Origin of the sequence: Microbulbifer magnicolonia, from assembly GCF_035117725.1 — a bacterium.
GTDB lineage: Bacteria > Pseudomonadota > Gammaproteobacteria > Pseudomonadales > Cellvibrionaceae > Microbulbifer > Microbulbifer magnicolonia.
Map to the genome: position 1 here is coordinate 589,611 of NZ_JAYEFD010000002.1, position 25,509 is coordinate 615,119.

23 protein-coding genes are annotated in these 25,509 nt (G+C 63.7%); 9 read left to right on the forward strand and 14 right to left on the reverse strand.

The genetic code is table 11. The features are described 5' to 3' along the window. Window positions 1-86: 86 nt before the first annotated feature. Window positions 87-974, reverse strand: a complete 888-nt coding sequence (locus RRF64_RS11815) for a helix-turn-helix transcriptional regulator (RefSeq protein WP_323846086.1) — start codon at window positions 972-974, stop codon at window positions 87-89. 454 nt (window positions 975-1,428) lie between these two features. On the opposite strand from RRF64_RS11815, the gene RRF64_RS11820 reads away from it, so the two are divergent. The 7 genes from RRF64_RS11820 to RRF64_RS11850 all read left to right on the forward strand — a co-directional run bounded on the left by RRF64_RS11820 (window position 1,429) and on the right by RRF64_RS11850 (window position 11,983). Continuing rightward, window positions 1,429-3,798, forward strand: a complete 2,370-nt coding sequence (locus tag RRF64_RS11820; protein WP_323846087.1) for a TonB-dependent receptor — start codon at window positions 1,429-1,431, stop codon at window positions 3,796-3,798. Window positions 3,799-3,919: 121 nt separating this feature from the next. Further along, window positions 3,920-5,521 (forward strand): tetratricopeptide repeat-containing sulfotransferase family protein, encoded by a 1,602-nt coding sequence (locus RRF64_RS11825; protein WP_323846088.1) that lies wholly within the window; start codon window positions 3,920-3,922, stop codon window positions 5,519-5,521. 12 nt (window positions 5,522-5,533) lie between these two features. Then, window positions 5,534-6,925: an APC family permease gene (locus RRF64_RS11830; protein WP_323846089.1), complete on the forward strand. Its 1,392-nt coding sequence runs from the start codon at window positions 5,534-5,536 to the stop codon at window positions 6,923-6,925. A gap of 19 nt (window positions 6,926-6,944) precedes the next feature. Continuing rightward, window positions 6,945-8,357, forward strand: a complete 1,413-nt coding sequence (locus RRF64_RS11835) for an NAD(P)/FAD-dependent oxidoreductase (protein ID WP_323846090.1) — start codon at window positions 6,945-6,947, stop codon at window positions 8,355-8,357. Window positions 8,358-8,388: 31 nt separating this feature from the next. After that, a complete protein-coding gene (locus RRF64_RS11840; protein WP_323846091.1) occupies window positions 8,389-9,852 on the forward strand; it encodes an aldehyde dehydrogenase family protein in 1,464 nt (487 codons plus the stop codon). 31 nt (window positions 9,853-9,883) lie between these two features. Further along, a complete protein-coding gene (locus RRF64_RS11845; protein WP_323846092.1) occupies window positions 9,884-11,218 on the forward strand; it encodes an MATE family efflux transporter in 1,335 nt (444 codons plus the stop codon). A gap of 96 nt (window positions 11,219-11,314) precedes the next feature. Then, on the forward strand, window positions 11,315-11,983 hold the full coding sequence (locus RRF64_RS11850) for a hypothetical protein (protein WP_323846093.1): 669 nt from the start codon (window positions 11,315-11,317) through the stop codon (window positions 11,981-11,983). Between the two features lie 98 nt (window positions 11,984-12,081). Here the strand turns inward: RRF64_RS11850 and RRF64_RS11855 are convergent, their stop codons facing one another. The 3 genes from RRF64_RS11855 to RRF64_RS11865 are packed head-to-tail and all read right to left on the reverse strand — an operon-like array spanning window position 12,082 to window position 15,299. Then, window positions 12,082-12,912 (reverse strand): hypothetical protein, encoded by an 831-nt coding sequence (locus tag RRF64_RS11855; RefSeq protein ID WP_323846094.1) that lies wholly within the window; start codon window positions 12,910-12,912, stop codon window positions 12,082-12,084. Between the two features lie 5 nt (window positions 12,913-12,917). Then, complete coding sequence (locus RRF64_RS11860; protein WP_323846095.1) at window positions 12,918-13,181, reverse strand: YheV family putative zinc ribbon protein; 264 nt, start codon at window positions 13,179-13,181, stop codon at window positions 12,918-12,920. A 42-nt stretch (window positions 13,182-13,223) separates the two neighbouring features. Beyond that, on the reverse strand, window positions 13,224-15,299 hold the full coding sequence (locus RRF64_RS11865; RefSeq protein ID WP_323846096.1) for a M3 family metallopeptidase: 2,076 nt from the start codon (window positions 15,297-15,299) through the stop codon (window positions 13,224-13,226). 65 nt (window positions 15,300-15,364) lie between these two features. Here RRF64_RS11865 and RRF64_RS11870 point away from each other — a divergent pair, with 65 nt between their 5' ends. Then, entirely contained in the window at window positions 15,365-15,934 is a 570-nt protein-coding gene (locus RRF64_RS11870) for a gamma carbonic anhydrase family protein (protein ID WP_323846097.1), read from the forward strand. A gap of 120 nt (window positions 15,935-16,054) precedes the next feature. Here RRF64_RS11870 and RRF64_RS11875 read toward each other — a convergent pair whose 3' ends face one another. From RRF64_RS11875 to RRF64_RS11905, 7 genes are all read right to left on the reverse strand, one after another. Further along, on the reverse strand, window positions 16,055-16,456 hold the full coding sequence (locus RRF64_RS11875; protein ID WP_323846098.1) for a hypothetical protein: 402 nt from the start codon (window positions 16,454-16,456) through the stop codon (window positions 16,055-16,057). Window positions 16,457-16,827: 371 nt separating this feature from the next. Further along, window positions 16,828-17,940, reverse strand: coding sequence for a 5-(carboxyamino)imidazole ribonucleotide synthase (locus RRF64_RS11880; protein ID WP_323846099.1), 1,113 nt, complete (start codon window positions 17,938-17,940; stop codon window positions 16,828-16,830). A gap of 46 nt (window positions 17,941-17,986) precedes the next feature. Further along, the gene (gene purE / locus RRF64_RS11885; RefSeq protein WP_323846100.1) at window positions 17,987-18,478 is read right to left on the reverse strand and encodes a 5-(carboxyamino)imidazole ribonucleotide mutase; all 492 of its coding nucleotides are present in this window, start codon (window positions 18,476-18,478) and stop codon (window positions 17,987-17,989) included. A gap of 249 nt (window positions 18,479-18,727) precedes the next feature. Further along, window positions 18,728-19,570, reverse strand: a complete 843-nt coding sequence (aroE, locus tag RRF64_RS11890; protein WP_323846101.1) for a shikimate dehydrogenase — start codon at window positions 19,568-19,570, stop codon at window positions 18,728-18,730. Further along, window positions 19,567-20,013: a hypothetical protein gene (locus RRF64_RS11895; RefSeq protein WP_323846102.1), complete on the reverse strand. Its 447-nt coding sequence runs from the start codon at window positions 20,011-20,013 to the stop codon at window positions 19,567-19,569. The genes aroE and RRF64_RS11895 overlap by 4 nt, the downstream gene beginning before the upstream one ends. Before the next feature lie 14 nt (window positions 20,014-20,027). After that, a complete protein-coding gene (hemF, locus tag RRF64_RS11900) occupies window positions 20,028-20,948 on the reverse strand; it encodes an oxygen-dependent coproporphyrinogen oxidase (RefSeq protein WP_323846103.1) in 921 nt (306 codons plus the stop codon). A gap of 58 nt (window positions 20,949-21,006) precedes the next feature. After that, window positions 21,007-21,594 (reverse strand): L-threonylcarbamoyladenylate synthase, encoded by a 588-nt coding sequence (locus RRF64_RS11905; protein ID WP_323846104.1) that lies wholly within the window; start codon window positions 21,592-21,594, stop codon window positions 21,007-21,009. A 215-nt stretch (window positions 21,595-21,809) separates the two neighbouring features. Between RRF64_RS11905 and leuE the strand changes: the two genes are divergently transcribed. Further along, window positions 21,810-22,454, forward strand: coding sequence for a leucine efflux protein LeuE (leuE, locus tag RRF64_RS11910; RefSeq protein WP_323846105.1), 645 nt, complete (start codon window positions 21,810-21,812; stop codon window positions 22,452-22,454). Between the two features lie 7 nt (window positions 22,455-22,461). On the opposite strand, the gene RRF64_RS11915 is transcribed toward leuE, so the two are convergent. The 3 genes from RRF64_RS11915 to RRF64_RS11925 form a co-directional block, all read right to left on the reverse strand. Then, complete coding sequence (locus tag RRF64_RS11915) at window positions 22,462-22,935, reverse strand: DUF6265 family protein (protein ID WP_323846106.1); 474 nt, start codon at window positions 22,933-22,935, stop codon at window positions 22,462-22,464. Between the two features lie 114 nt (window positions 22,936-23,049). Further along, window positions 23,050-24,183, reverse strand: coding sequence for a DNA-processing protein DprA (gene dprA / locus RRF64_RS11920; RefSeq protein ID WP_323846107.1), 1,134 nt, complete (start codon window positions 24,181-24,183; stop codon window positions 23,050-23,052). Between the two features lie 235 nt (window positions 24,184-24,418). After that, window positions 24,419-25,486: a LysM peptidoglycan-binding domain-containing protein gene (locus tag RRF64_RS11925; RefSeq protein ID WP_323846108.1), complete on the reverse strand. Its 1,068-nt coding sequence runs from the start codon at window positions 25,484-25,486 to the stop codon at window positions 24,419-24,421. Window positions 25,487-25,509 lie beyond the last annotated feature (23 nt).

Below are 25,509 nucleotides of genomic sequence, written 5' to 3' on the forward strand. Positions count from 1 at the left end.
TTATTCTTGTGGAACAATCAGGGTAGCGAGTGGGCCCGGCGGAGGGAATGCCCCAATCGGGGCAATGCGGGTACCGCAGGGGAAGATTACGCAGGGGAGTCACAGGTACCGAGATAGAGGGACAGGGGGTCCTCATTGGCCGCCGAATCGGCGCTGGAGATCGCATTCAGGAACAGTGAAAACAGCTCGGTCTGCGAACTCACATCGAGTTTTTCGTAGATGTGCTTGCGATGCTTGCGCAGCGTGTCCACCGCAATGCCGAGCTTCTCCGCCGCGTGTCGCGTGCTGTGGCCGCGCAGCATCAGGCCCAGCACATCGCGCTCCCGGCCGGAAAGAATCGAGCGCCCGAACATATTGAACGCGTGATTGATGCTGTTGCCGATTCCGGGGTTCGTGCGGGTGACCGCGAGCCACTCGGCGGGCCGGTGCTGCTCCTCGTCGCCGAGCCGGGCCAGGTGCTGGAGCACCATATTGCGCACCACAGGCTCCACCGCCCGCAGCAGTTGTATTTCCTCGCTGCCGAATGCCGGCGAGCTGTGGCTGCGCATCAGGCACAGGTGCAGGGATCGCTGCGCATCCACATCCACCATGTAGACGACTTCGTCGCGGGTATCGAGCTGGGCGTAATAGCTGTGGTAGTAATCGCTCTGTTTGAACTCGCTGAGGCCGAATTCCGTCAGGCGGTAGACACCGCTGGGGCTGCGGTGGTTGACGATCGCCATGTAGAAAGGGTCGAGCAGGTAGGAGCCGTCCCGGTAGAAATCGATCTGCACTTCCTGCTCCTGCACCGCTATATCGTAGTAGAGGATGCGCGGCGGCTGGTTGCGGCAGTAGAGCCATACCTGTGGGTGGTCGACCGGCACCAGGGTGCGAATCGCGGCAATCAGCATTTCATAGAAACTGACTTCGCCGGAGCGCATCAGCAGCTCGGCGGCTCTGCGGTTCCAGTCTTCGAACCGGGACAGATCTAGCATCTTGGACAACACCTGTGGGCGCAAACTGGCGAACTGCCCCGCTATCGCTAACGGCAGCGCCGACCGGAGTTTTGCGTTTCGCCCGCACACAAAACGCGCAGCCATCCGGACAAAAGCGCCCAAGCTGACTAACCGGTTATTTACAGGGGTTCTTCGAACGGTTTCCGGGGTGACCCGCTTCCGCCGCATTACGCGGCCCACGACAGGCGCTCGCAGTATCCCGGCCGCTACCCTTGCGGCATATGTCCAGCAAAAGGCTTGCCACCCGCAACAGCGCGCGCTCGCAGAATAGTTATCGGTTCGAGAGCTTCCCCATCAAACTGCGGATACCTCGTGTCCATTAGTTGCGGGCAGACCGATAAAGCCCGCACCCCCTTTTTACCCCATTTGGGGAATTGAGCAAACCGCTGAACGTGCAATGGTATGCACAGGACGATAAAAAATGGGGACCACCATGACCGCAGCCCGAGAAGAGCGCCCGGATCCGCAGACACTGGATATACAGAAAACCAAACTCGCCCGCGCCGTTGCCTCCGCCGTACTGGCCTCCGCAATGATCGGCACCGCCCACGCACAGGTGCTGACGATCGAGGAAGTCACCGTGACCGCGACCAAGCGCGAAGAGTCCGCGCAGGACGTGCCCCTGGCAATTACGGCGATGTCCGGCGATTTCACGCAGAAGGTGAATATCAACGATGTGAAGGACCTGGTGTCCTTTACCCCGGGAGTTACCGGCAACAGCCAGGACAGCTTCATCGACGCGATCAGTGTGCGCGGCATCCGCACCCAGGACTTCGGCGTGGGCGGCGACCCCTCGGCAGCCTTCTTCAAGAACGACCTGTACGAAGGGCGCAACGGCTCCGCCGTCACCAGCATGTACGACATGGAGCGCTCGGAGATCCTGCGCGGTCCCCAGGGGTTCCTGTTCGGGCGCAACTCCATCGGCGGCGCCTTCAGTGTGCACACGCGCAAGGCCCAGATCGGCGACGGCACCACCGGCTATATCGAAACCGACCTGGCGCAGCGCGGCCACTTTGCGCTCGAGGGGGCGGTCAACCTGCCGGTGAATGACAAGTTTGCGATGCGCTTCGCCGGCTATTCCTCCCAGGAGGATGGCTTCGTCAAGAATTACTACCCGGGCTCCGACGACCTGATCGAGCACGACAAGAAGGCCCTGCGCTGGTCGACGACCTACGAATCGGACCAGCTGACCGTCAACACCATGGCCGAGTACGAGAACCGCAAGCAGTCCGGCTCGGTGTACCGCGCTATCGAGCAGGGCGATATCTGGGACAGCTTCCAGGCGGCGATCGGCGACCTCGACATTCGCGGCGGCGACGGCGATGCGGACCTGGACCACACCCTCGGCGACAACGACGATGCCAGGATCGCCACGCTCGGCGTGCACGTCGAGTACGACTTTGGCGAGCTGGTGCTGAGCTCCAACACCGGCTACAAGGACCACGATTACTTCTACACCGAGGACTACGACGGCACCCCGCTGAACATCATCGACTATCAGCAGGGCCAGCAGGGCGACTACTTCCAGCAGGAGTTCCGCCTGACTTCCGACACCGAAGGCCCCCTGTCCTGGTATGCCGGAGCCTCCTTCTACAAGGAGAAGATAGACGCAGAGTTCAAGTTCTCCGGTGACGAAGACATCATGTGCCAGTACTACGGCTACTACTACAATGGCACCAACTTCAGTGGCTGCGCCGACCTCTACGCCTACTACGGCTCGCCCTTCAGCCCGGCGGCGGACGGCAAGCTGGTGGAGACCGGCTTCGTCAAAGGCGACTACTCCGGCTGGGCCAGCTACGTCGACCTGGACTACGCCATCACCGAGGCCCTGAGCCTGGGCGTGGGCCTGCGCTACACCAGGGACACCAAGGATTTCGCTATCTACGTGCCGACCCCGGCGAGCGACCTCGGCCCCTACTGGGCCTATGGCTTCTCGACCGACGGCTACATCACCGACAGCGCCTCCTGGGACAAGCTGACCTCGCGGGCCATCGCCAAGTACCGGTTCGAAGACGGCGGCATGCTGTTCGCCAGCTTTACCGAGGGCTTCAAGTCCGGCGGTTTCGGCACCTTCAACCTGGGCAGCGATGCCGACGGCAACCCGGCCATCGGCAACGTCGATATCGCCCAGGGCGACGGCTTCTCGCCCAACAAGTTTGCGCCCGAGCTGGTGGACTCCTGGGAGATCGGCTACAAGAACACCCTGTTCGACGGCCGCGCCAACTTTGATGTGTCCGCGTTCACCTACGACTACACCGACCTGCAGGTGGTGGTGGCCGATGGCGGTGCCGCGATCATCAAGAACGCCGGCAATGTCGACGCGCGCGGCATCGAGACCTCGATTACCGCGGTGGTCACGGACAACTTCAATGTGCTGTTCAATGTCGGTTGGCTGGACAGCGAGGCGAGCGGGATTCAGGGCATCTGCGCCAGCGGCGACAACGCCTGCGAGGGCAGCCCGCTGTTCTGGGCGCCGGAGTGGTCCGGCGCCGTGGTGCTCGACGCCCACTATCCGCTGGGGGCGGGTATGCTGACCAGCAGCCTGGAAATCTTCTGGGAGGGCGAGCGCGGCGGCGGCTGGGAAGGGCTCGAAACCACCATGATAGATCCCTATCAGGACGTGACCCTGCGCCTGGGCTACGAGTCCGACAGCAACTGGCGTGTCGACGCCTACGCGGAGAACCTGACCAACGAATTTACCTGGGACGGTCTCAACAACAACGGCGGCGTGCTGCCTTCGCACTTCTTCGGGCCCAAGCGGCCGCGCACCCTGGGCCTGCGCTTCGGCATGGACTTCGACTGATCGCGCAACGGGTGCATACTGACAGGGGTCAAACCCCGGCGGCGGCCGCGCCCGCGGCTGCCGCCCTTCCCCAACGGGCCGGGGAATCCCAGAGGTAATAACAACAAGCGGGGCAGTACCGATGATCGAATCAACCGCGCGGCTCGAAAGGCTTCAACATCTCCAGTCACTGTTGCAACGAGGCATGCAGGCGCTGTCCGCCGGCGACATCCAGCGCGCCTCCGACTGCTGCCAGCAGGTCCTGCGCATCCAGCCGGATCTGGTGCAGGGCCACTTTCTCGTCGGCCTCGTCGCCCTCGAATCCAGGAACCGCAAGATCGCCTTCAGCGCCTTCAGTTCGGTGGTCAAACTGCAGCGGAACCACCCGGCGGCCTGGGCACAGCTGGCCCGGCTCCATATGGGCGAGGGCCAGGTCAACGCGGCCGACGCGGCGCTGGCGGAAGCGCTCAAGTACCCGTCCACGGACCCGCTGGTACAGGACCTGCTCGGTTCCATTTACTCGCTGATGGGCGATTACGGTGTCGCGCGACAGTGTTTCCACAGCGCCAACCGGCTGCAGCCGGACCACCCGCCCTACCTGCTCAATCTCGCCAACAACCTCGTATACGGCGGCGAACTCGAAGAGGCCCGGGCGCTGTTCGAGAGAATCATCCACCTGCGCCCGGACAGCCCGCAGGCGCACTGGCATATGGCCGGCGCGCGCCGGGCCACTGACGACGCGCATATCCGGCAGATGGAGCGCCTCGCCGAGGGTAGCGGTTCGCCGCGGGTGCGCGCTTTCTACTACTACGCGATCGGCAAGGAGTGCGAAGACCTGGGCGAGTGGCAGCGCGCCTTCGACGCCTTCAGCCGCGGCGCCGCCGAGCGCCGCAAGACGGTGGAGTACGACGAGGCGGCGGAGATCGAGATGTTTGACTATCTCGAGCGGGCGTTCACCCGCGAGTGGTTCGACGCGCTGCCCGAGGGCGACCCGGATCCCGCGCCGATCTTCGTGCTCGGGCAGCCGCGCACCGGCACCACGCTGATCGAGCGCATCATCACGAGTCATTCCCAGGTGCACTCGGCCGGCGAGCTGCAGCAGTTCGGACTCGCCATGCGGCGGCTCAGCAACCACACGGAGCCGAAGCGTTTTTCCGCCGGCTTGTTCGCGCAGGCGCGCGCGCTGGACATGCATAAACTGGGCGCGCTCTACCTGAAAACCAGTGCTAAGATGCGCGGCGACCGGCCGCGCTTCGTGGACAAGTTGCCGCAGAACTACCTGTTGATCCCCCTGATCCTGAAGGCGCTGCCCAACGCGAAGATCGTGCACCTGACCCGGGAGCCGATGGACGCCTGCTTCGCCAGCTTCAAACAGCTGTTTGCCGACGCCTACCTGCATTCCTACGACCAGCGCGAGATGGCCCGGCATCACGCACGCTACCGCCGACTGATGGATACCTGGCGGCAGCGCTTCCCCAACCGCTTTGTGGATATCGCCTACGAGGAGGCGGTAACCGACCTCGACAACAGCGCGAGACGCCTGATCGACCAGCTGGAATTGCCCTGGGAGGATGCCTGCCTGCAGTTCCACCGCCAGACCCACGCGGTATCTACCGCGAGTGCCGCACAGGTGCGCGAGCCGGTGCACACCCGCTCGCTGGGGCGCTGGAAAAAATATTCTGAGCAGCTGGCGCCGATGATTGCGGAACTGCGCGATCAGGGCGTCATTACCGAACCTGTTTAAGCGGATTCTTTTATGACGAATGCGGGTAACCACAAGGCCCTGAAACTGACCGACCTGGTCCTCTACACCGTGTCCGCCAGCCTGTTGCTGGAGACGCTGGCGGGCGCCGCGGCAGTCGGGGTCTCGAGTATCTTCTGGTGGGTGTTTCTCGGACTGGTGTTCTATTTGCCGATTGGTCTGATCAGCGCCGAACTCGGCACGACATGGCCGGAGCACGGCGGTATCTACGCCTGGATTCGCCGCGCCTACGGCGGCCGCTGGGCGACGCGCGCCATCTGGGGTTACTGGATCAACAACGCCCTGTGGATGCCGGCCATCTTCATCCTGTTCGCCGGGGTCTTCAGCCAGCTGTTCGCGCCGGATCTCTCCCTCGCCTGGCAGATCGCCATCGGCATACTGCTCTCCTGGATCGCAGTGGCGATCAACGTCGTCACGCTGGATATCGGCAAGTGGGTGCCCAATCTCGGCGCCGTGCTGAAGATTCTGATCTTCGGCGCGGTCGTCGCCGGCTGTTTCCTGTATGTCGGCGAGCACGGCATGGCCAACGCCGTCACCCTGCAAGCACTGACGCCGGACTGGAGCAACAGCCTGCAGTATATTCCCGTGATCATCTACGGCCTGCTCGGTTTCGAGCTGATGTGCGCCAACAGTGATGCCATCGACAAACCCGCGCGCAATGTACCGCGCGCAGTACTGCTCGCCGGCATCACCATTATCACGCTGTACACACTCGGAACCTGGGCGGTGCTGACCGCGATCCCGCTGGATGACATCAACCTGGTGGAGGGGCTGCTGGATACGCTGCGCCTCTTCTTCGGCGGCAGCGCGGCCGGCGATGCCCTGGTAATGGCGCTCGGTATCGCCGCGCTGTTTACCTTCCTGTCCAATGGCGTGACCTGGTGTATCGGCGTAAACACCGCGGGCGCCGCCGCGGCCAATGACGGCGAATTGCCGGCATTCCTCGGCCGCGAGCACCCGCGCTTCGGCACACCGGTGGGCGCGGCGATTGCCACCGGCTGCATCAGCACTTCGGTACTGCTCCTGTACGGGTTTATGGCCGGTTCCAACGAGGAGCTGTTCTGGTCGCTGTTCGCCTTCAGTGCGGTGCTCTTCCTGCTGCCCTATATCGGCATGGTGCTGGCGTTTCTGAAGCTGCGCTCGCTGGAGTCGGCGGTGCCGCGGCCATACCGGGTGCCGGGCGGTGCCACCGTCGCCGCGCTGCTGACCTGGACCTGCGTCGCCATACTGGTGCTGTCGGTGGCGCTCTTCTGTTATACCCCGGGTGAAGGCGTGCAGTGGCCGGTGCTGATCGGCGCGCTGATCGCCATCGCCGTCGGCGAGATACTGATCGCTGTCAACGAACGCGCACAGCGGGCGGCCACCGCCGCCGCGGGCGCCGCCTGAACCCGGCCCAGCAGCGTCGATGGACAGTCGTTACCGCGATCTCGGCTACTGGTTCGACAGCCTCGATGTAGCGATCTCGCCGCGCGCGCCGCTGACGCGCGACCTCGACGTCGATGTGGCCATTGCCGGGGCCGGCTTTACCGGCCTCTGGACCGCTTACTATCTCAAGCAGCTGGCGCCGGAACTGTCGATCGCCGTGCTCGAGGCGGAGACCGCCTGCTACGGCGCTTCCGGGCGCAACGGCGGCTGGCTGATGAGTGCGCTCGAGGGCAGCGGCGCGATGTTGCGGGACCTGGATCCGGTTGCCGCGGACGAGGCGCGCGCGCAGATTCGCGGCATCATTCCGGAAGTCGAACGGGTGCTGGCGGCGGAGGGCATCGACTGCGACTTCCACCGCGGCGGCGGTCTGTTTGCGGCGGCGCGCTTCGACGAACAGGCCCGCCGCGCGCGCGCCCTGCTGGCGGACCTGCGCGCTCAGGGTTTCGGCGCGGCCGATTACCGCTGGCTGGACGCCACAGAGGCAACTGCAATGGTCCGCGTGCGCGGCTGCCGCGGCGCCATCTACACACCGCACGTCGCCACCATCAATCCCGTGCGCCTGGTGCGCGCCCTGGCCGTTACCGTCGAGGCACTGGGTGTGCAGATTTTCGAGCGCACACCGGTTCGCGCAATGGCTCCGCGCTATCTCCAGGCGGATAAGGCGAGGGTGCGCGCGCGCACGGTCGTTGCCGCGCTGGAGGCCTATTCCGCGAGCGCGCGCGCGGCCCTGCCGAGACACACGATTCCGGTCGCCAGCAAGATACTGGTGACAGAGCCGCTTACCGCGGACCAGTGGCGGGAACTGGGCTTTGCTGCGCGGCCCGCATTCTCCGATCTCAGCAGGCTGATTTCCTATGCGCAGCGCACCGCGGACGGTCGCCTGCTGTTCGGCGCGCGCGGTTCCTATGAGTTCGGTGCGCGCATTCGCCGGGCAGCCGCGCTGAGCCCGGAGGAAATAGCACAGCAGCGCCGCTACCTGCTGGATTTCTTTCCCTCACTGGAACACGCGCGCATCACCCACGCCTGGGCCGGCTCGCTGGGCATACCGCGGGGCTACCGGCCCCATGCCGTGTTCGACCGGGATAGCGGTTTCGCCCTGGCAGGCGGCTATGTCGGCGAGGGCGTGGGCGCCTCCAACCTGATGGCGCGCACGCTGGCCGATCTGATGCTGGAGCGGCCATCGGCACTGGCGAACATGCCCTGGGCGCACGGCGGCCCCGTCGAAGCCGCGCTGCGGCGCTGGGAGCCGGAACCCCTGCGCTGGCTCGCCTACAAGACCATCAACCGGGTGTTCGCCTGGGAGGAACAGCTGTGCCTGAGCGCGGACGCGCCCCGTTGGCGGAAACGGCTGGCGGCAGCGGCCGCAGGCCGGCTGGAAAAGTTAATGCACTGACAAACAGAGAGAACACCGGGGAGAAGAATAAATGCAGATGTATATCGATGGCCGCTGGTGCGATGCGGCCGACGGCGAAACACTCGCAGTCATCAATCCCGCCACCGAGGAGATGCTGGATACGGTGCCCAATGCCACCATCGCAGACATCGAGTTGGCCGTGGCCAGCTCGAAGCGCGCCTTCGCGGGCTGGCGCAAGCTGCCGGCGCGCGAGCGCTGCGACCACCTGAAGCAGATGTCACAGAAGCTCGAGGCCAGCCGCGAGGAGTTCGAACAGCTGCTGACCCACGAACAGGGCAAGGCGCTGGCCGAGCACCGCGAGGAGCTCGACATCTGCCTCAATACGATCGACTACTATGCGCAGCTGATCAGGAACGGCATCGGCAAGGTGATCCCCCCGGACAACGAGACCGCGTTCAATTTCGTGATGCGCGAACCCTACGGGCCCACCGCCTGCATCATTCCGTTCAACTATCCGCTGCTGTTGCTCTTCTGGAAAATTGCCCCGGCGCTCGCCGCCGGCAACACGGTGATCGTCAAACCGTCGGAAAAGACCCCGCTGGCTACGCTGAAACTCGCCGAGCAGGTACTGGCCCACTTCCCGCCCGGGGTGATCAATATCGTTACCGGCTGCGGGAACAAGATAGGCGATGCGCTGACCACCCACCCCGATGTGCCGACCATCGCCTTCACCGGCTCCACCGCGGTGGGCCAGCACATCATCCGCGCGACCGCGCACCAGGTGAAGAACCTGCACCTGGAACTGGGCGGCAAGGATGCGGCGGTGATCGCCGAGGATATGGACCCGGCACTGGCCGCGCGCGCCATCGCCACCTCCTCGATGTGGAACGCGGGCCAGATCTGCACCTCCACCGAGCGGGTGTTCGTGGCAGAGTCCATCTACCCCCGCTTTCTGGAGGAGCTGACCGCGGTGGTCTCAGCGCTGCGGCTCGGCGACGGCCTCGACCCGGATACCGACATAGGCCCCATGTGCGATGCCAGCGGCTTCGCCAAGGTCGAGCGCCATATCGCCGACGCACGGGCGAAGGGCGCGCGCATCCTGAGCGGCGGCCAGCGCAGCGCGCGACACGCGCGGGGCTATTTTTTCGAACCGACCATCATCGCCGACGCCCGCCCCGATATGCTGTGCATGCAGGAGGAGACCTTCGGACCGACGGTGGCCGTCGCGCCTTACCAGACCATCGAGCAGGCGATCGAACTGGTCAACGGCACCGCCTATGGCCTCGGCGCCGTGTTTATGGGCCACAATCCGCAGCAGATCCGCCAGTTCTTTCTCGACGTCAAGGCCGGCACCGTGTGGATCAACGATCCGCTGCCGGACAATGTCGCCGGGCCTTTCGGCGGTATGAAGCACAGTGGCTCCCACAGCCGCGAACTGGGCGAGGAGGGATTATTCAGCTTTATGGAAACCAAGCACGTGCACTGGGATTTCGACCCGGCGGCACGCGCGGTAAACTGGTTCGACAAACCCTGAATTAAAGTCACCGCGTTTACCGAACTTGGCCATGCAATTCACCGCCGCCGATCGCGTCTCGCCGCTGCGGGTGTGGAGCCTGGCCTGGCCGATGATCCTCAGCAATATCTCGGTGCCACTGCTCGGTGCAGTGGACACGGCGATCCTCGGTCACCTGCCCTCCCCAGAGTACCTGTCCGGGGTGGCGATTGGCGCGAGCGTGATGTCGATGCTGCTGTGGGCGTTTGGCTTCCTGCGCATGGGCACCACCGGGCTGGTAGCGCGTAGCGCCGATGGTGGCGAGGCATGGCTGCTCCGCGCGCTGCTGCTGGCACTGCTGCTCGGCCTTGCACTATTGCTGCTGGCGTCACCGCTGCTGGGTGTGATCGTGCAGTGGATGAATGCCGGAACGCAGTCGGCGCCCCACGCCCTCGCCTACCTGCAGATTCGCCTGTGGAGCGCACCGCTGGCGCTGGCGAATTTTGCCCTGCTCGGGTTTTTTATCGGGCGCCAGGACAGCCGCGCGCCGCTGTATATCCTGCTGGCCGCCAACCTGCTGAACATCGCGCTCGATTTTGTATTGATTCTCGGGCTCGGCCTGGGTGCACGGGGCGCGGCCCTGGCGACCGTCTTTGCCGATGTCTGCGCATTTCTCCTGGGTCTGCGGTTGCTAGGTCGCGTGAACCACGACATATACGGCCGGATTTCGCACTATTTGCACAGGGCCGATTTTTGGCCCTGGCGGGCGCGGGCGGCGTGGCTGGAGTTGCTGCGCATCAATGGCGATCTCTTTATCCGCACCTGCCTGTTATTGCTGACACTGACTTTCTTTACCGCCCAGGGGGCCGCGCAGGGCGACAGTGTGCTCGCGGCGAATGCCATACTGCTGCAGTTGCTGATGATGACCGCTTACGCACTGGACGGCTTTGCCCATGCAACGGAAGCGCTGGTGGGAGATTCAGTATCCAGAAAATCCCCCCGCATGTTTCACGCTACGGTACACAGTGCCGGGCTCTGGGCACTGGGGAGTGCCTGCGCGCTCACGGTGATTCTGCTGAGCGGGCGATCTCTGATACTGCCGCTGTTCACCGATATCGATACCGTTATCGCCGAGGCACGACAGGTGTACTGGTGGCTCTGCGCCCTGCCGCTGCTGGCGGTGTGGAGTTACCAGCTGGATGGCATATTTATCGGCGCGGGAAAAAGCCGGCAGATGCGCGATACGATGTTTATCGCCACAGTGCTGATTTTCTTTCCCGCCTGGTGGCTGACACGCAGTTGGGGCAACCATGGCGTCTGGTTTAGCCTTTTTTTGTGGACTAGCGCACGCTCTTTGGGTTTGCTCATTTATTATCGCTACTACACTTTAAGCAAATCGTGGATGTGACTGGAGCGACGGTACTAACCATCTTCTTTTTTCGTTAGGTCGTATTGCCACAGCGCAAGGAAACGGAAAAGGGGATACCGCCGTTGGCAGAGTGAATTGGCAGAAATATTCGACGACTACCGACTGATGCAACAATGTATCGCCCGCGCGGTTACCCTCGAACATCACAAGCGGGACTTCCAAAGCGCGCTCAAGCGCACGCTGCCCAGGCTGCACCGCAGTATCTCTCTGCCCCCGCAAGACGGCCCACAGCGGCTAATCTGCTTCGTCATTCGCTATATCCAGGCCGTACCCGAATGGCTGTGGCAAGTCGAACAGTTGTGCCAGGTGGCGGGGCTGGATTTCACTCCGGTACGCGCAGTGATTGGTCACAGTTTTGCCACTCCGCCGGAGCGACATCCCGACCACGTCGGCCTCGCGGCGCTGCTGGACGATGCCTATCTGGCCCACCGCGCATTGGAAGAGATCAATGAGCAGCTGCAGCCGGCCTGTCGCATGCCACTGTTACCGATGGACCCGATGGTGGCGAATATGGTGGTGAGGGATTTGCTCGGCGAGCAGCTTGCCAGCGAGCTGGATGAGATCTGTATCGATCTGGGACGGCCTTTTCGCGTGCAGCGACTGGCTCCCGACAGCCTCGTGGCGATGATCCTGTGTCGACAGCGCTTTAACGATACCCCCGGAACCTGGCCGGATTTTGCCGGAGAACTGGAGATTGGACTGCGGCCGCTGGTCGCTGAACTGGATACCTATACGCTGCATTAGTGCGCTTAGCGGCGTCAGAGTCTGAATAAGATAATAAAAACCCAGGATGGTCGTATTGAGCGGGCAGAATAATCGATAACAGTGCCCGCTCGCTATTTTTACACCTCATCTATCCGCTGCTGCTGCCGCTGGACTATCTGTTGCCAGTTGGCGAAGAACGCATTCTCCCCCTGCAGAATTGCACTGCCGAGTTCGTCGATTTCCCGTCGCAGGCTTCCGTCGTGGAAAATCAGCGTGCCGTTGCGCAGGCGGTAGCCGCGGGGATTATCTGCCAGCAGCGCATAGTAGCGCTCTACACGCTGCAAGTGTGCATCGACCTGACGCCTGGAGAAATTGCCGCGCCGGTAATAGTCCAGCACTTCGGCATCGATCCGCTCGAGCGCCCGCTCGCGACTCGGCTGCGAAAGACCACTGGCATTCAGCTGGCTCTGGATATCTGCGCGCAGGTCCAGCAGGTAGCGTTCCGCTGCCTGCGAGGCATTCTTCAGTCGGTCGATAACCCGCTGACGCCGCCGCAGCGAATCGCGATTCTTCAGCGTGCGGCTGTCCGACATCTCCCGGGCGGTGAACTGGGCAAGCGGCTCGAAGATAGTCGCATGTTGCAGGTTGCTGTGCCGGGTCAGCTGTTCGCAGATGGCGCTGGCCTGCTGCCACTCGGCGAAGGGGCGACCTTCGAGCAGTTGCTGCGGCAGCTGCGCCGCCGCCTCTGCGAGCTTCTGTTCCTGCGCACGGTAAAAATCCGGGCGCGCGCGCCAGTCATTGGCCTGCAATCGAAACAGGGCCAGCAGGCCCTGGTTGACGCAGCTGGCGAGCAGGTGCGCCGTCTGTTCGCGCTGCTGCTCGCGCGATTCCCGGTAGGCATTGAGCCCGTAGAGGCCGGTGATGGCGACGGCCAGGGCGACAGCCAGCAGCAGATAGATTTTTTTCACTATTGTTATTTTTTCGGCGGTTGAATAATTTTTACCGGTGTCTCCTGCACTTCCTTTTTGTCCGCCGCAGTTACCCTGGTGGTCGGCTCTTGCGGCGATGACTGCAGGCGAATCTCATCCTTGAAGCCACATTCGATGCACTCGCGATAGTTCTTGCCGTCTTCCCGGTAATTGACAATCCGGTCCATGGCACTGCAGCGCGGACAAACGGCACCGGCAATAAAACGTTTCTTCTGCGGCTTGTCCCGCTTGTGGCTGTCGTCATTCATGCTCAAAGATACTGCTCAATCATTGCGTTAATTCAATATTTCTTATGCCGGGTTGATATTCAGCTCGAGCTGCTCGATACCCGAGTGCCGCAACAGGGCATCTATTTCAGGCTCGCGGCCGCGAAATTCCGTGAACAGTTCCAGCGCGTCGCGGCTGCCGCCCTGCTCGAGGATACTGCGCAGAAATTGCTGGCCGGTTTCCGCATCGAAAATACCCTTCTCCTCGAACAGGGAAAAGGCATCCGCGGACAGCACTTCCGCCCATTTGTAGCTGTAGTAACCGGCGGCATAGCCGCCGGCAAAAATATGGCTGAAGCCGTGCTGGAAACGGTTTTCCTTCGCCACCGGCACCACCGTCACCTGTGCGCGCACCTCGTCCAGCAGCTGCTGGATGTCCGCCGCGCTCGCACCCCGCGCCAGGCAGTGCAGGCGGAAATCGAACAGGGCGAATTCGAGCTGGCGCACGGTAAACATCGCCGACTGGAAGTTCCTGGCTGCGAGCATCTTGTCCAGCAATTCCTGCGGCAGCGGAGCGCCACTTTCGTAGTGGCCGGAGATCATCGCGAGCACTTCCGGTTGCCAGCACCAGTTCTCCAGGAACTGGCTCGGCAGTTCGACCGCGTCCCAGGCCACACCGTTGATGCCGGAGACGGCCGCCACATCGATCTGCGTGAGCATATGGTGCAGGCCGTGGCCAAACTCGTGAAACAGCGTGCTGGCCTCGTAGTGGGTCAGCAGCGACGGCGTGTCGCCGGAGGCGGAACTGAAGTTGCACACCAGGTAGGCCACCGGCAGTTGCAGACCCGCGGGCGTCTGGCGGCGCACAGAGACCGTGTCCATCCAGGCACCGCCGCGCTTGCGCTCGCGGGCGAAGGGGTCGAGATAGAAGCCGGCGATGCGCTCGCCGTTTCTGCGCAGCCAGAAGTACTGCACGTCTTTGTGCCACCCGGCTACGGAGGCGTCCTCCTCCACGGTCACGCCAAACAGTTTTTCCACGACGGTGAACAGACCGTTCAGCACCCTTTGGTAGGGGAAGTAGGGTCGCAGCTCCTCCTGGCTGACGGCGTAGCGCTCCTGCTTCAGCTTCTCCGCCGCCCAGGCGATATCCCACGGCTGCAGTTCGTCCAGGGCGAGCGTGTCCCGCGCGAAGGCCTGCAGCTCGGCGAACTCGCGCTCCGCCGCGGGCCTGGCGCGCGCGGCCAGGTCATTGAGGAATTCGAGCACCTTGTCGGTGTCCGGCGCCATTTTGCTGGCCAGGGACAGCTCGGCGTAGTTGGCCATACCCAACAGGCCGGCCTGCTCGGCGCGCAGCCGGAGTATCTCCTCCATCACGCCTGAGTTGTCGAATTCGCCGGCATTGGGGCCGGCTTCCGATGCGCGGCTGACAAAGGCGATGTGCACCTGCCGGCGCAGATCGCGGTTGTCTGCATGGGTCATCACCGCCAGAAAGCTGGGCCCGTCCAGCGTGATCAGCCAGCCGTCCAGCGCCTTCGCTGCCGCCGCCGCTTTGGCGGCGGCCAGCGCCGTCTGCGGCAGACCGGACAGCTCGGCATCATCTTCGGTATGCCAGGTCCAGGCGTTGGTGGCGTCGAGTACGTTGTTGGCGAAGCGGCTGGAGAGCTCCGCCAGTCGGCGGCTGTTCGCCGCAAATATGTCGCGAGCCTCACCCTCGAGGCCAACACCGCTCAACTCGAAATCTCGCAGCCCCAGCTCGACGGCCTTTCTGCGCGACTGCGGCCAGTCGGCAAACTCCGGCGCCTGCGCCAGCTGCTGGTAGACCGCGTAGAGCTCGCGGTTCTGCCCCAGCTCGGTCCAGTAGGCGGTGACCTGCGCCAGTGCCGCTTCGTAGGGCGCGCGCCAGGGGCCGCTCAGCACGCTGTTCAGGTGACTCACCGGCGAGAAGGCGCGATTGAGCTTGTCCTGGACATCCTCGAGCGGTGCCAGGGTATTGTCCCAGCCCGCTTGTTTTCGGGGATGGTGCAGGCTGGTTTTGAGCTGGTGGTCGCACTGTTCGATCAGCGTCGCGATTGCCGCCTCCACCTGTTCGGGCTGCAGCCGGTCGAACGGCGGCAGTAGCGGCATATCTAGCAAAGGCGAGGTCAGCGGTGGATTGGACATACAACACCCTGTGCGTGGAAGACGATAAAGCTATGATAGGAAACTGATTGTACAGGAGGTTGAGCATGTCCCCACTGCGTCCCCATGGTAATAGCGGTATCGCGAGCGATTCCGAAAAATCCCCCCAGCTCGGCAACAGTGTCTATATCGATCCGCAGTCGGCGGTGATCGGCGACGTAACGCTGGGCGACGACAGCTCTGTGTGGCCGATGGCCGTGGTGCGCGGCGATATGCACCGCATCCAGATTGGCGCGCGCACCAGCGTGCAGGACGGCGCCGTGCTGCACATCACCCACGCCGGCCCCTTCAATGCGGAAGGCTGGCCGCTGATCATCGGTGACGATGTGACCATCGGCCACAAGGCCTGCCTGCACGGCTGCACCGTCGGCAGCCGCGTGCTGATTGGCATAGGTTCCATAGTGCTGGACGGCGCCGTGATCGAGGACGAGGTGGTGCTCGCCGCGGGCGCCCTGGTGCCGCCGGGCAGAAGGCTGGAGAGCGGCTATCTCTACGTCGGCGCCCCCTGCAAGCAGGCGCGGCCGCTGTCGGACAGGGAGCGGGAGTTCTTCCGCTACTCCGCCGCCAATTACGTCAAGCTGAAAAACCAGTACCTGACCGAACACGACCAGCCCTGATGCAACCCTTCCATGTAGGAGCGGCCCATGGCCGCGATCGGACTGCGGAGAGTTCGAAAAGATCGATCGCGGCCAACGGCCGCTCCTACACAACAGCCCTGAGCCGTTGTTACAAAATAGCTACCTGCCCTGGGCGCGCAGCAGACCCGATGCGGCTATGCCGCCCATGGCACAGGCGAGCACAATCACCAGTGGTGTCATCATGCCGAGGCCGACCGCGCCGGGGCCGTAGCCGCGCATCGGCAACAGCAGCAGCAACAGGATGCCGGCCGGAATCAGGGACAGGAAGAAACCGCGCGCCAGCCAGGACTTCTGCCACGGCAGCAGGAAGATCAGGCCGCAGATACCGCCCCAGACGATGCGCTGGTACAGATAGGTGTTGGACAGGTAGGGCGCTATATCGACGCCGAGCCAGCGGGTGAAGCCGTAGTGGCCCATGGCCCATAGGCCCAGCGCATAGGCCAGTCCGGCAAGGCTGCCAGCGGCGAAGCAGACTGAAAGGTTTTTAATAAATTCTCGCACTGATACCTCCATATATTGTTCCCCGCCAGACATTACCTGGCGGAAAAAGCGGGCATCAGTATGCCAGATCTCGCGGTGTGGACCTTAGACGGGGTTCAAACTCAGGTGGGAATGGCGCTAAGTTAAGGCCGAGGCGGGCCTGCTGCCGGGGGTTCTTTGCGGGACACGGGCTCGGCGCCCCCCTAAATACATCCCTGTAGGCTTGTCCACGAGGTCGCTCTCGCAGACGAAACGGCAGGACGGCCGTTTTGGGCGCCGAAGGCGCCCGAAGGGCGAGGGCCATGGATGGCCCGAGTCACAGTCCCGCAAAGAACTCCCCGGTACAAGGCCCTTCGCAGCAAGTTTTATCGCTTATCTTGGTGCCATTCAGCTCAGGCTGGTCTTTTGGACGGGCCGTAGAGCGCTTCCAACATGCTGTCGGTACGCGCAGCAAGCGCTTCCTGAGAGTCGTCCAGCAGAATCACATGCCCCATCTTGCGACCCGGACGGAGTTCCTTGCCGTAGGACCAGACACCCTCATTGGGCAGTGCCGGTTTTTTGTCGACGCCCAGCATATTGATCATCACCGCGGGGCGATCACAGTGGGTTTCCCCCAGCGGCATACCGAGTATCGCGCGCACATGGTTGGCAAACTGGCTGGTTTCCGCACCGGCGAGGGTCCAGTGGCCACTGTTGTGCACCCGCGGTGCCAGTTCATTGATCAGCAATCCGTCTTCGGTGACGAAGCACTCCATGGCCAGCACGCCCACATAGTCCCAGGCGTTCATCAGTTTCGCCAGGTATTCCTCGGCGGTGTGCTGCAGCGCTTCACTGACGTGCGGCGCCGGGGCAGTGGAGACCAGCAATGTGCCTCTGTAGTGGTCGTTTTCCGCCAGTGGGTAGGTCACCACTTTTCCGTCCGCGGTGCGGGCGCCGATCAGGGAGACTTCACGGGAGAAGTTCACACCCTGCTCTACCACGTATTCCTGTTCGGGCGCGTCGGCGATGGCAGCGAGGTCTTCATCACTGTTGACCCGCCACTGATTCTTGCCGTCATAGCCGTGTTCGCAGCTTTTGATAAACGACGGATAACCGAGTTGCTTTACGGCCGCGCAAATCTCGGCGTAATTGTTGGCGGGCAGGAACGGCGCCACCGGCAGGCCGACCGCGGTGATGGCAGTTTTTTCCCGCAGGCGGTGCTGGGTTGTCTCGAACGCATCGGGGCGCGGGTAGACCGGGCAGAATTTTTCCAGCGCGCGCAGCAGTGTCACCGATACCTGTTCGCGCTCGGCGGTGATGACTTCGGGGCTGCCCATGGCGCGGTAGAGCGACTCGATATCATCGCCTTCCCGCGCATGGACGATGGTACCCAGCCCTTCCACACAGCGGGTGTTCTCTTCGCCCTCGGCGAGGAAACTGAATTCGATACCCAGCGGGCGCGCCTCCTGGGCCATCATCTGCGCCAACTGGCCGCAACCTACAATTCCTACTCGCCTGACTGTCATCTCTGGTACACCTCAACATTTGCCCACTGCATTTGACGGGCAGAAGTTATTCAACTTCGAATGGAACGCTTGCGCTCTGGTTCTCGCGCCATGCGATCAGGCGCTGCTGCAGTTCCGCATCGGACAGAGACAGCATCTGCGCCGCCATCAGTCCCGCGTTATAGGCCCCGGAAGCGCCCACGGCCTGGGTGGCAACGGCGACGCCCTTGGGCATCTGCACAATGGACAGCAGGCTGTCCATGCCGGTCATAAACTTGCTCGCCACCGGTACGCCGATCACCGGCAGCGGAGTCAGCGCCGCGATCATGCCCGGCAGGTGGGCGGAGCCACCGGCGCCGGCAATAATGACCTTGGTGCCGCATTCGTGTGCCCTGGTGGCGAACTCCACCATCCGCTGGGGTGTGCGGTGGGCCGAGACGACCGCCGTGGCAAAGGGGACCCCCAGCTCGGTGAGGGGCTTGGTCGCCATTTCCATGGTCGGCCAGTCGGACTGGGACCCCATCACGATGGTGACTTTTTCAAAGGGAAGTTGTTTCACTTGCGGTTAACTCCAGTGTTTCGCGCGCGCCGATGCGGCGGTATTCGCCGCCGGCAGCGGGGAGGGACTGGCTCTCGCCACAGGAAATACCCGACCCGGCCCAAATTAAGGGGCGAGAGGATACCAAAACTCCGGCGAAAAGTACGCCGCACGGCGGTTTCGACGGTTCCGCGCCCCCGGACAGGCCCTAGAACGATAGTCTGGCGAGATGGTCACGGCACCTTTTCGTGACCGATCAGTAATAAAGCGTTATCCGGCGCTGGCGTCGCGTGTATTGCGCAGTTCGGCCCGCAGCATGTTCAACACCGGCGCCACTGCCGGGCGCACCCCCCGCCACAGGTAAAAGGCTTCCGCCGCCTGCCCTACCAGCATGCCCAGCCCATCGGCGGTCTGCGCCCCCAACTGCGCCGCCCGGCGCATAAACGGTGTCGGTTCGGCACCGTAGACCATATCGTAGGCGCGGCACCCCTTCGCCAGCGCGCGCGGCGACAGCGGCGGCAGTTCGCCGGAGAGACTGGCAGCACTGGCATTGACCACCAGGTCAAAACCTGCCGGCACCGCGTCCAGCCCGCTGGCGGTAACGCGGCCATACGCGGAAAAATCTTCAGCCAACTGTTCGGCCTTCGCCGCGGTGCGGTTGGCGATATGCAGTTGCGCCGGTGTCTCGTTCAAAAGGGGCAGCAGCGCGCCGCGGGTGGCGCCGCCGGCGCCGAGCAGCAGCACGCGCTTGCCGCGAATCTCCCAGCCCAGGTGATTCTTTATATCGGCGACCAGGCCGGCACCGTCGGTGTTGTCACCTAGCACGCTACCATCGGGCTGTTTCGCCAGCGTATTGACCGCGCCTGCGGCGCGGGCCCTTTCGGTGAGCTCATCGGCAAACTCGCAGGCGTCCAGTTTGAACGGCATGGTGACGTTCAGGCCGCGGCCGCCGGCGGCGAAAAATTCCCGCGCGAAGTCCGCGAAGCCGCCCTTTTCCACCAGCCGCTTTTCGTAACGGATATCCTCACCGGTCTGGGCGGCGAAGGCGCCGTGAATGCGCGGCGACAGCGAGTGAGCGATGGGGTTGCCGACTACCGCGTAGCGATCCGTCACTGGACCTGTCTCCTGCGTGCACGCACTGCGCCGCGGATCTTCGCGGTTTCGTCCACCAGGATAAGCCCGTCTATTTTCAGGCCCTCTTCCGAGTCGGTGACAAGGTAGCGGGTGGTGGAGCTATAGAGCTCCGCGCTCTTGTCACCCCGGGGGGTCAGCAGCATCCAGTTCAGGGTGGCCAGGCTGCTGTTGTTGTTAAGTTCGATCACGTCGGTCACCGTGCCGACTATCTGCTTGACCTGCAGGCGGCGGTAGGCCCTCAGCAGCTTGCCCACCTGCCCCAAGAATTCGTCCCTGGCCACCGCCTGCTTGCTGCCGTCTTCCCGATAGTAGTGCAGCGGGAAACGGTAAAAGTCCGCAACCTGTGCCGCATCGCCGATTTCAAACTGGCGGCGGTAATCCAGAAACAGTTTGTTGATATCTTCCAGTCGCGCCTTGTGCACAACAGTCTCCCTGTTTACTTGAGCCAATCCCGGTGGGGCAGGAATTCCGTGTAGAGTTTTTCCTCTGCGGAGCCCGGCGCCGGGTGCCAGTTGTAGCGCCAGCGCACTTCCGACGGCAGTGACATCAGGATCGATTCGGTGCGGCCGCCGCTCTGCAGTCCGAACAGGGTGCCGCGGTCGTAGACCAGGTTGAACTCCACATAGCGGCCGCGGCGGTACAGCTGGAAGTCGCGCTCGCGCTCGCCGTACTCGATGTCCTTGCGTTTTTTCAGAATCGGCAGATAGGCGTCGAGGTAGCTGTCGCCTATCGAGCGCATAAACGCGAAGGCACTGTCGAAACCGCCCTCGTTGAAATCATCGAAAAACAGCCCGCCCACGCCGCGGGCCTCATCGCGATGCTTGAGATAAAAGTACTCGTCGCACCACTTTTTGAAGCGCGGATAGATCTCCTCGCCGAAGGGCTCGCAGGCGTTTTTCGCAGTCTGGTGCCAGTGCACCACATCTTCCTCGAAACCGTAGTAGGGGGTGAGGTCGTAGCCACCGCCGAACCACCACACCGGTTCCGCGCCCTCTTTTTCCGCCACAAATAAACGCACATTGGCGTGACTGGTGGGCGCGTAGGGGTTTGCCGGATGAATCACCAGCGAAACCCCCATGGCCTCGAAGGAGCGGCCGGCCAGTTCCGGCCGCGCTGCCGTGGCGGAGGGTGGCAGTCTGTCACCGTGCACATGGGAGAAATTGACCCCGCCCTTTTCGATGACATTGCCATTTTCCAGCACGCGGGTGCGCCCGCCACCGCCGCCCTCCCGGGTCCAGGCATCTTCCACAAATGCCTTGCCATCCACCGCCGCCAGCTCGGCACAGATGCGGTCCTGCAGTTCCAGCAGATAGTCTTTCACGGCCCGAATCGGGATTTCGGTATCGGCATCGGTCATGGGCAGCTCCTGTATTGCGGGAGAGGTTGGGCCCCGGGGATCTGGACCACAGGCGCGCTCAGCCGGCGCGGACGACACGGCCGCTGACGAGATCACGGATCTCGCTGGGCGCGCTGCGGCCGCCGGTGTTGCCGCCACCGACAAAATCGAGGCGGTCGCCGAAGTAGCGCAGCACCTGGAACTTGTGCCGCGCGGGTTGGCAGCCGGCTGGATTGGCGGAGGTGGATACGATAGCACCGCCAAAGGCACGCGTTAATGCTGCGGTGAAACGGTGGTTGGTGTGGCGCAGGGCGACACTGTGGTGGATACCGGAGACCCAGGGCGGCACCTGATCAAAATGCGGAACCAGCCAGGTCACCGGGCCGGGCCAGGTCTCGTCGATTCGCGCGCGCTGGTCGCCGGTGAGGTTGTGCAACAGCGCATCGAAGTGATGCTGGTCGCCGGATACCAGGATCAAACCCTTTTCCAGAGGCCGACCTTTCAGCTGGCACAGGCGGGCAACCGCCTCGGCATTGTTGGGATCGCAGGCAAGTCCCCATACCGATTCCGTGGGGTGGGCGATGACCCCGCCGGCAGCTAATGCGCGCACGGCACTGACCAGGGAGAAGCCCGCGCTATACAGGCTGTGACTGTTACTTTCTGCCAAGGATTGGGACTCTTCGGGTCTTGCGGTTCTGCAGTTTTCGCTACAGTTGCTTCTCAGGGAGCGCCGCAATTTAGCGGATAGTACCAGCCTAGACAAGGCTCGGCGGGCCTGTGCACCCGTCTGGATTTGTACGCCAGGGTATAGACCGGGACACCCCATATTGTGGTATTTTCCACTGCCGCCAGTGGCGAAGCATTGAGCAACAGGGACCACCAATGTTTTACGGCATCACCGATCTCACTGCATTTGTGCTCGGCACCATCGCCATAGTGCTGCTGCCCGGGCCCAATTCCCTGTACGTGGCGTCGGTCGCCTCCCGTTGGGGAACCGGTGCCGGCTATCGCGGCGCCTGCGGGGTCTTTGTCGGGGATGCCATACTGATGCTGCTCTCTGCCGCCGGGGCTGCCTCCCTGTTGCGGGCCTACCCACCGCTTTTTGCGGTCATCAAGTTCGCCGGCGCTGCCTATCTGGCCTGGGTGGGCATCGGGCTGTTGCGCTCCGCGCTGACGAAGTGGCGCGGCGAAGACGCCCCTGCCGAGCAGCCGCAGATCGACCCTGCGCGCCCCTTTGCGCGCGCGCTGGCGATCAGTCTGATGAACCCTAAGGCGATACTGTTTTTTATATCCTTCTTTATCCAGTTCGTGGATCCGGACTACCCCTACCCGGTGGTGTCGTTTCTGGTCCTCGGTGCCATAGTGCAGGTCTGCAGCGCGCTCTACCTGTCACTGCTGATTTTCGGCGGCACCTATCTCGCGCAGCAGTTCCGCCGCAGGCGCCGCCTGAGCGCCGCGGCCAGCTGCGGAGTCGGCGGCCTGTTTCTCGGCTTTGGCGCGCGCCTGGCGACGGCGACTTTGGGTTAAAGGGCCATCAAGAGCTCTCGCGGCGGAAGTCGAGCGTAAAGCGCTTGCCGCCGGCACCGCTGACCAGCACCTGCAGCCGCCCTGCAGCCATCAGCCGGTACTCCAGCCGGCGCGGGAAATCATGGGCGGGGTTCTCGAACACCGCCGCACTGCCAGAGCAGTCGGTCAGCTTGAAGGCCACCGGCAGTTCGTTGTGGCTGACCTTGGCCAGGTAGAAAATCTCCCCTGACATCTCCGCCAGGCGCAACAGTTCCAGATCGGTATCGGCGTCTGCCCCCTGACTGCTGCCTATGCCCTCGAAAGTCTGTGCGCTCACCCGCTGCCAGCGCTCCGTCATCCGCTTACCGCCGTCGGTGGCAGTCCAGTGGCCCAGCAGCCAGCGCAGGTCGTCGAGAGAAGTGCAGGATTCCGCCCGCGCGGCGGACATGCCCACACTCGTGGTGAAGATAAGCGCCCCAACGACAGCTTTTATTCCCGACATCACAAACCCCTTTGATCGCGCGGTTCCCGTAGCTCGGCTCCCGAAAAGTATTGACGCACTATTGCGGCGGCGCGAGCGGTCTGGCAGTCATTCGCGCGGCCGAGAGTAAGCGCGTCATTCGGCGGGCTCCAGGTAGCCTGCGCCCCGTGGAGTCAGCTGGTAGCCGCCGGGCAACTGTTCAACCAGCCCCGCCAGCTCCAGTTGCAGCAAGAGCGCCATCAGCTCGCCGGTACCCTGGCCCGTATCGCGTGCCAGCTGCTCCATGCTGCGGGGGTCTCCGCCCAGCACATCGATCAGGCGCAGCTGCCGCGGTTCCAGGGGTGGTCGTTGTGATTCTGGTGCAGTCTCGGGCTGCGCCAGCAGGCCGCCCAACTGCTCGACGATATCGGCGCTGGTCTCCACCAGTGCCGCGCCGTCCTTGATCATCCTGTGGCAGCCGCGCGCCAGCGGATTGTGGATCGAGCCCGGGATGGCGAACACCTCGCGATTCTGCTCCAGCGCCAGGCGCGCGGTGATCAGGGAGCCGGAGCGCAGCGCCGCCTCCACCAGCAGCACCCCGAGTGACAGACCGCTGATGATGCGGTTGCGACGCGGAAAGTTGGCCGCCTCCGCAGTACTACCCAAGGGGAATTCGCTGATAACCGCGCCGCCGCCGGCGACGATCTCCTGCGCCAGAATCGCGTTGCGCCGCGGATAGAGTTTGTCCACGCCGGTGCCGAGCACCGCCAGGGTAATGCCGGCGGCGTCGAGGGCGCCGCGGTGTGCGGCGGCGTCCACGCCGAGCGCCAGCCCGGAGGTGATCGCGAAGCCGGCGCCGGCCAGTTCCGCGGCAAAGGCGCGGGCGTTGTCGAGACCGCCGGCACTGGCGCGGCGCGCGCCCACCACCGCTATCTGCGGCAGGTGCAGGGCGTCCACGGCGCCGCGGACATAGAGCAGCGGCGGCGGGCGGGAAATCTCCGCCAGCAGTTGCGGATAATCGTCGTCGCCACCGTGGAGCAGCCGCACGCCGGCGTCGGCGCAGCGCTCGCGCTCCGCCTGTGCCCAGGCCAGCAGTTCGCTCCGGTCGCCGCGGCGCGAGAAATCGCGCCACTGCGCCTGCGCCCGTTCGGGCAGCCTCTGCAACAGGATATCGGGGAGGGACTGGAGGGCCTGGGCGGGATCGCCGAAGTGTTCGAGCAGTTGCCAGTAGCGGCCGGGGCCCATGCCTTCGAGGCGCAGCAGGGCCAGAGTAGCGGTCAGCGCATCCATGCGATTTACCGTGCGATGCTGTTTTCAGGAGAACGGCGGGCCAAACAGAAAAGCCCGCCGCGCGTTTGCAAATCGAATACCGGACCGCTGAAAAACGTAGCGAGCGGGTGGCTGGTGGTGGCCGCCGGAGCGCAGCAACCGGAGCGTACTTCAGTACGTGAGGATTGCGACCGGGCTGGCGCACCAGCACCGCCGGACGCCGCCAGGCGCACGCGCAGTAGTTTTTCTGCGGTTCCTAAGGGTTGCGCACCAGGTCCAGTACTTCGAGCGGGCGGTCGGCTTCCAGGACCAGCGCGAGGCTCATCTTCTCGAAGGCGCGGAACACCATCAGGACCCCGGCGCGCTCGTCCGGCAGCTTGACGCTGTCGCGCTCGATATAGTCGCGCACGACGGCGCCGCGCTTGTAGATCGCCAGCACGTGGCCCGGCTGCAGGCCCTCGCGCTCGCCGCGGTTCACGATCACCACGTCGTATTTGCCGATCTGGGTGACGCCCTCTTCCACGCCGAGGATAACCCCGTCCACCGGCACCGCGGGCGCGCCCGGCTGGAACAGAGCGGCGATGGCGCGCTCTTCCACCGGCATCAGGCGGTCTTCCAGGCGGATTTCCCGCGAGGTGCGCGCGACGCCCAGTGTCGCTACGGCGAAGTCCTTGCGGCTGTCGGGGTCCAGCTGCAGCAGGTCGACGGTGGCCACGTCCAGTGCCTGCTGACCCAGGGTTTCGCCGGTGATCGGGTCCGCGTAGACGGGACCGGGGCGGTAGATGCCGTAGGAGGCGAGGGGCACGCGGAAATCGCCGCGGGCGTAAATCTTGTCGCCGGCGCCCATCAGGATGCGCTGTTCGGAGCCGGAAATCACATAGGGTGTGCCGCGGAATGCGTCCGGGGCGACGATGCGGGTATGGGACAGGAAGGCGTTGATCGCGTCCAGCGGGATCGCCGGAATCGGCTCGCCCACCGCCTCGCGGCGCACCTGCGGTTGCAGGCTGCTGCCACTCGCGGGGGTCAAGCGGTAGGCGGTCGGGCCGCGCTCCAGCTGCAACTGCGGTTGCCCCCCCACATAGATGAGGCGCAGGCGGTCGCCGGGGTATATCAGATGGGGGTTTTCAACCTGCGGGTTGACCTGCCAGATCTCCGGCCAGTACCAGGGTTGGGCGAGGAATCTGCCGGAAATATCCCAGAGCGTATCGCCCTTCTGTACCACGTATTCATCCGGGTGGTCGGGATTTAAGCGCACCTGATCCTGCGCCTGAATGCCAAAGGTCACCGCCAGCATTGCGGCAGCGGCCAGGATAATTTTTTTCATGGAAGCATTCCTATGCTCTTTAT

Bases quoted from the DNA above. Each gene is read 5' to 3' on its own strand.
- RRF64_RS11815 (WP_323846086.1), bottom strand. From the start codon at position 974: ATGCTAGATCTGTCCCGGTTCGAAGACTGGAACCGCAGAGCCGCCGAG.
- RRF64_RS11820 (WP_323846087.1), top strand. From the start codon at position 1,429: ATGACCGCAGCCCGAGAAGAGCGCCCGGATCCGCAGACACTGGATATA.
- RRF64_RS11825 (WP_323846088.1), top strand. From the start codon at position 3,920: ATGATCGAATCAACCGCGCGGCTCGAAAGGCTTCAACATCTCCAGTCA.
- RRF64_RS11830 (WP_323846089.1), top strand. From the start codon at position 5,534: ATGACGAATGCGGGTAACCACAAGGCCCTGAAACTGACCGACCTGGTC.
- RRF64_RS11835 (WP_323846090.1), top strand. From the start codon at position 6,945: ATGGACAGTCGTTACCGCGATCTCGGCTACTGGTTCGACAGCCTCGAT.
- RRF64_RS11840 (WP_323846091.1), top strand. From the start codon at position 8,389: ATGCAGATGTATATCGATGGCCGCTGGTGCGATGCGGCCGACGGCGAA.
- RRF64_RS11845 (WP_323846092.1), top strand. From the start codon at position 9,884: ATGCAATTCACCGCCGCCGATCGCGTCTCGCCGCTGCGGGTGTGGAGC.
- RRF64_RS11860 (WP_323846095.1), bottom strand. From the start codon at position 13,181: ATGAATGACGACAGCCACAAGCGGGACAAGCCGCAGAAGAAACGTTTT.
- RRF64_RS11865 (WP_323846096.1), bottom strand. From the start codon at position 15,299: ATGTCCAATCCACCGCTGACCTCGCCTTTGCTAGATATGCCGCTACTG.
- RRF64_RS11870 (WP_323846097.1), top strand. From the start codon at position 15,365: ATGTCCCCACTGCGTCCCCATGGTAATAGCGGTATCGCGAGCGATTCC.
- RRF64_RS11880 (WP_323846099.1), bottom strand. From the start codon at position 17,940: ATGACAGTCAGGCGAGTAGGAATTGTAGGTTGCGGCCAGTTGGCGCAG.
- hemF (WP_323846103.1), bottom strand. From the start codon at position 20,948: ATGACCGATGCCGATACCGAAATCCCGATTCGGGCCGTGAAAGACTAT.
- leuE (WP_323846105.1), top strand. From the start codon at position 21,810: ATGTTTTACGGCATCACCGATCTCACTGCATTTGTGCTCGGCACCATC.
- RRF64_RS11915 (WP_323846106.1), bottom strand. From the start codon at position 22,935: ATGTCGGGAATAAAAGCTGTCGTTGGGGCGCTTATCTTCACCACGAGT.
- dprA (WP_323846107.1), bottom strand. From the start codon at position 24,183: ATGGATGCGCTGACCGCTACTCTGGCCCTGCTGCGCCTCGAAGGCATG.
- RRF64_RS11925 (WP_323846108.1), bottom strand. From the start codon at position 25,486: ATGAAAAAAATTATCCTGGCCGCTGCCGCAATGCTGGCGGTGACCTTT.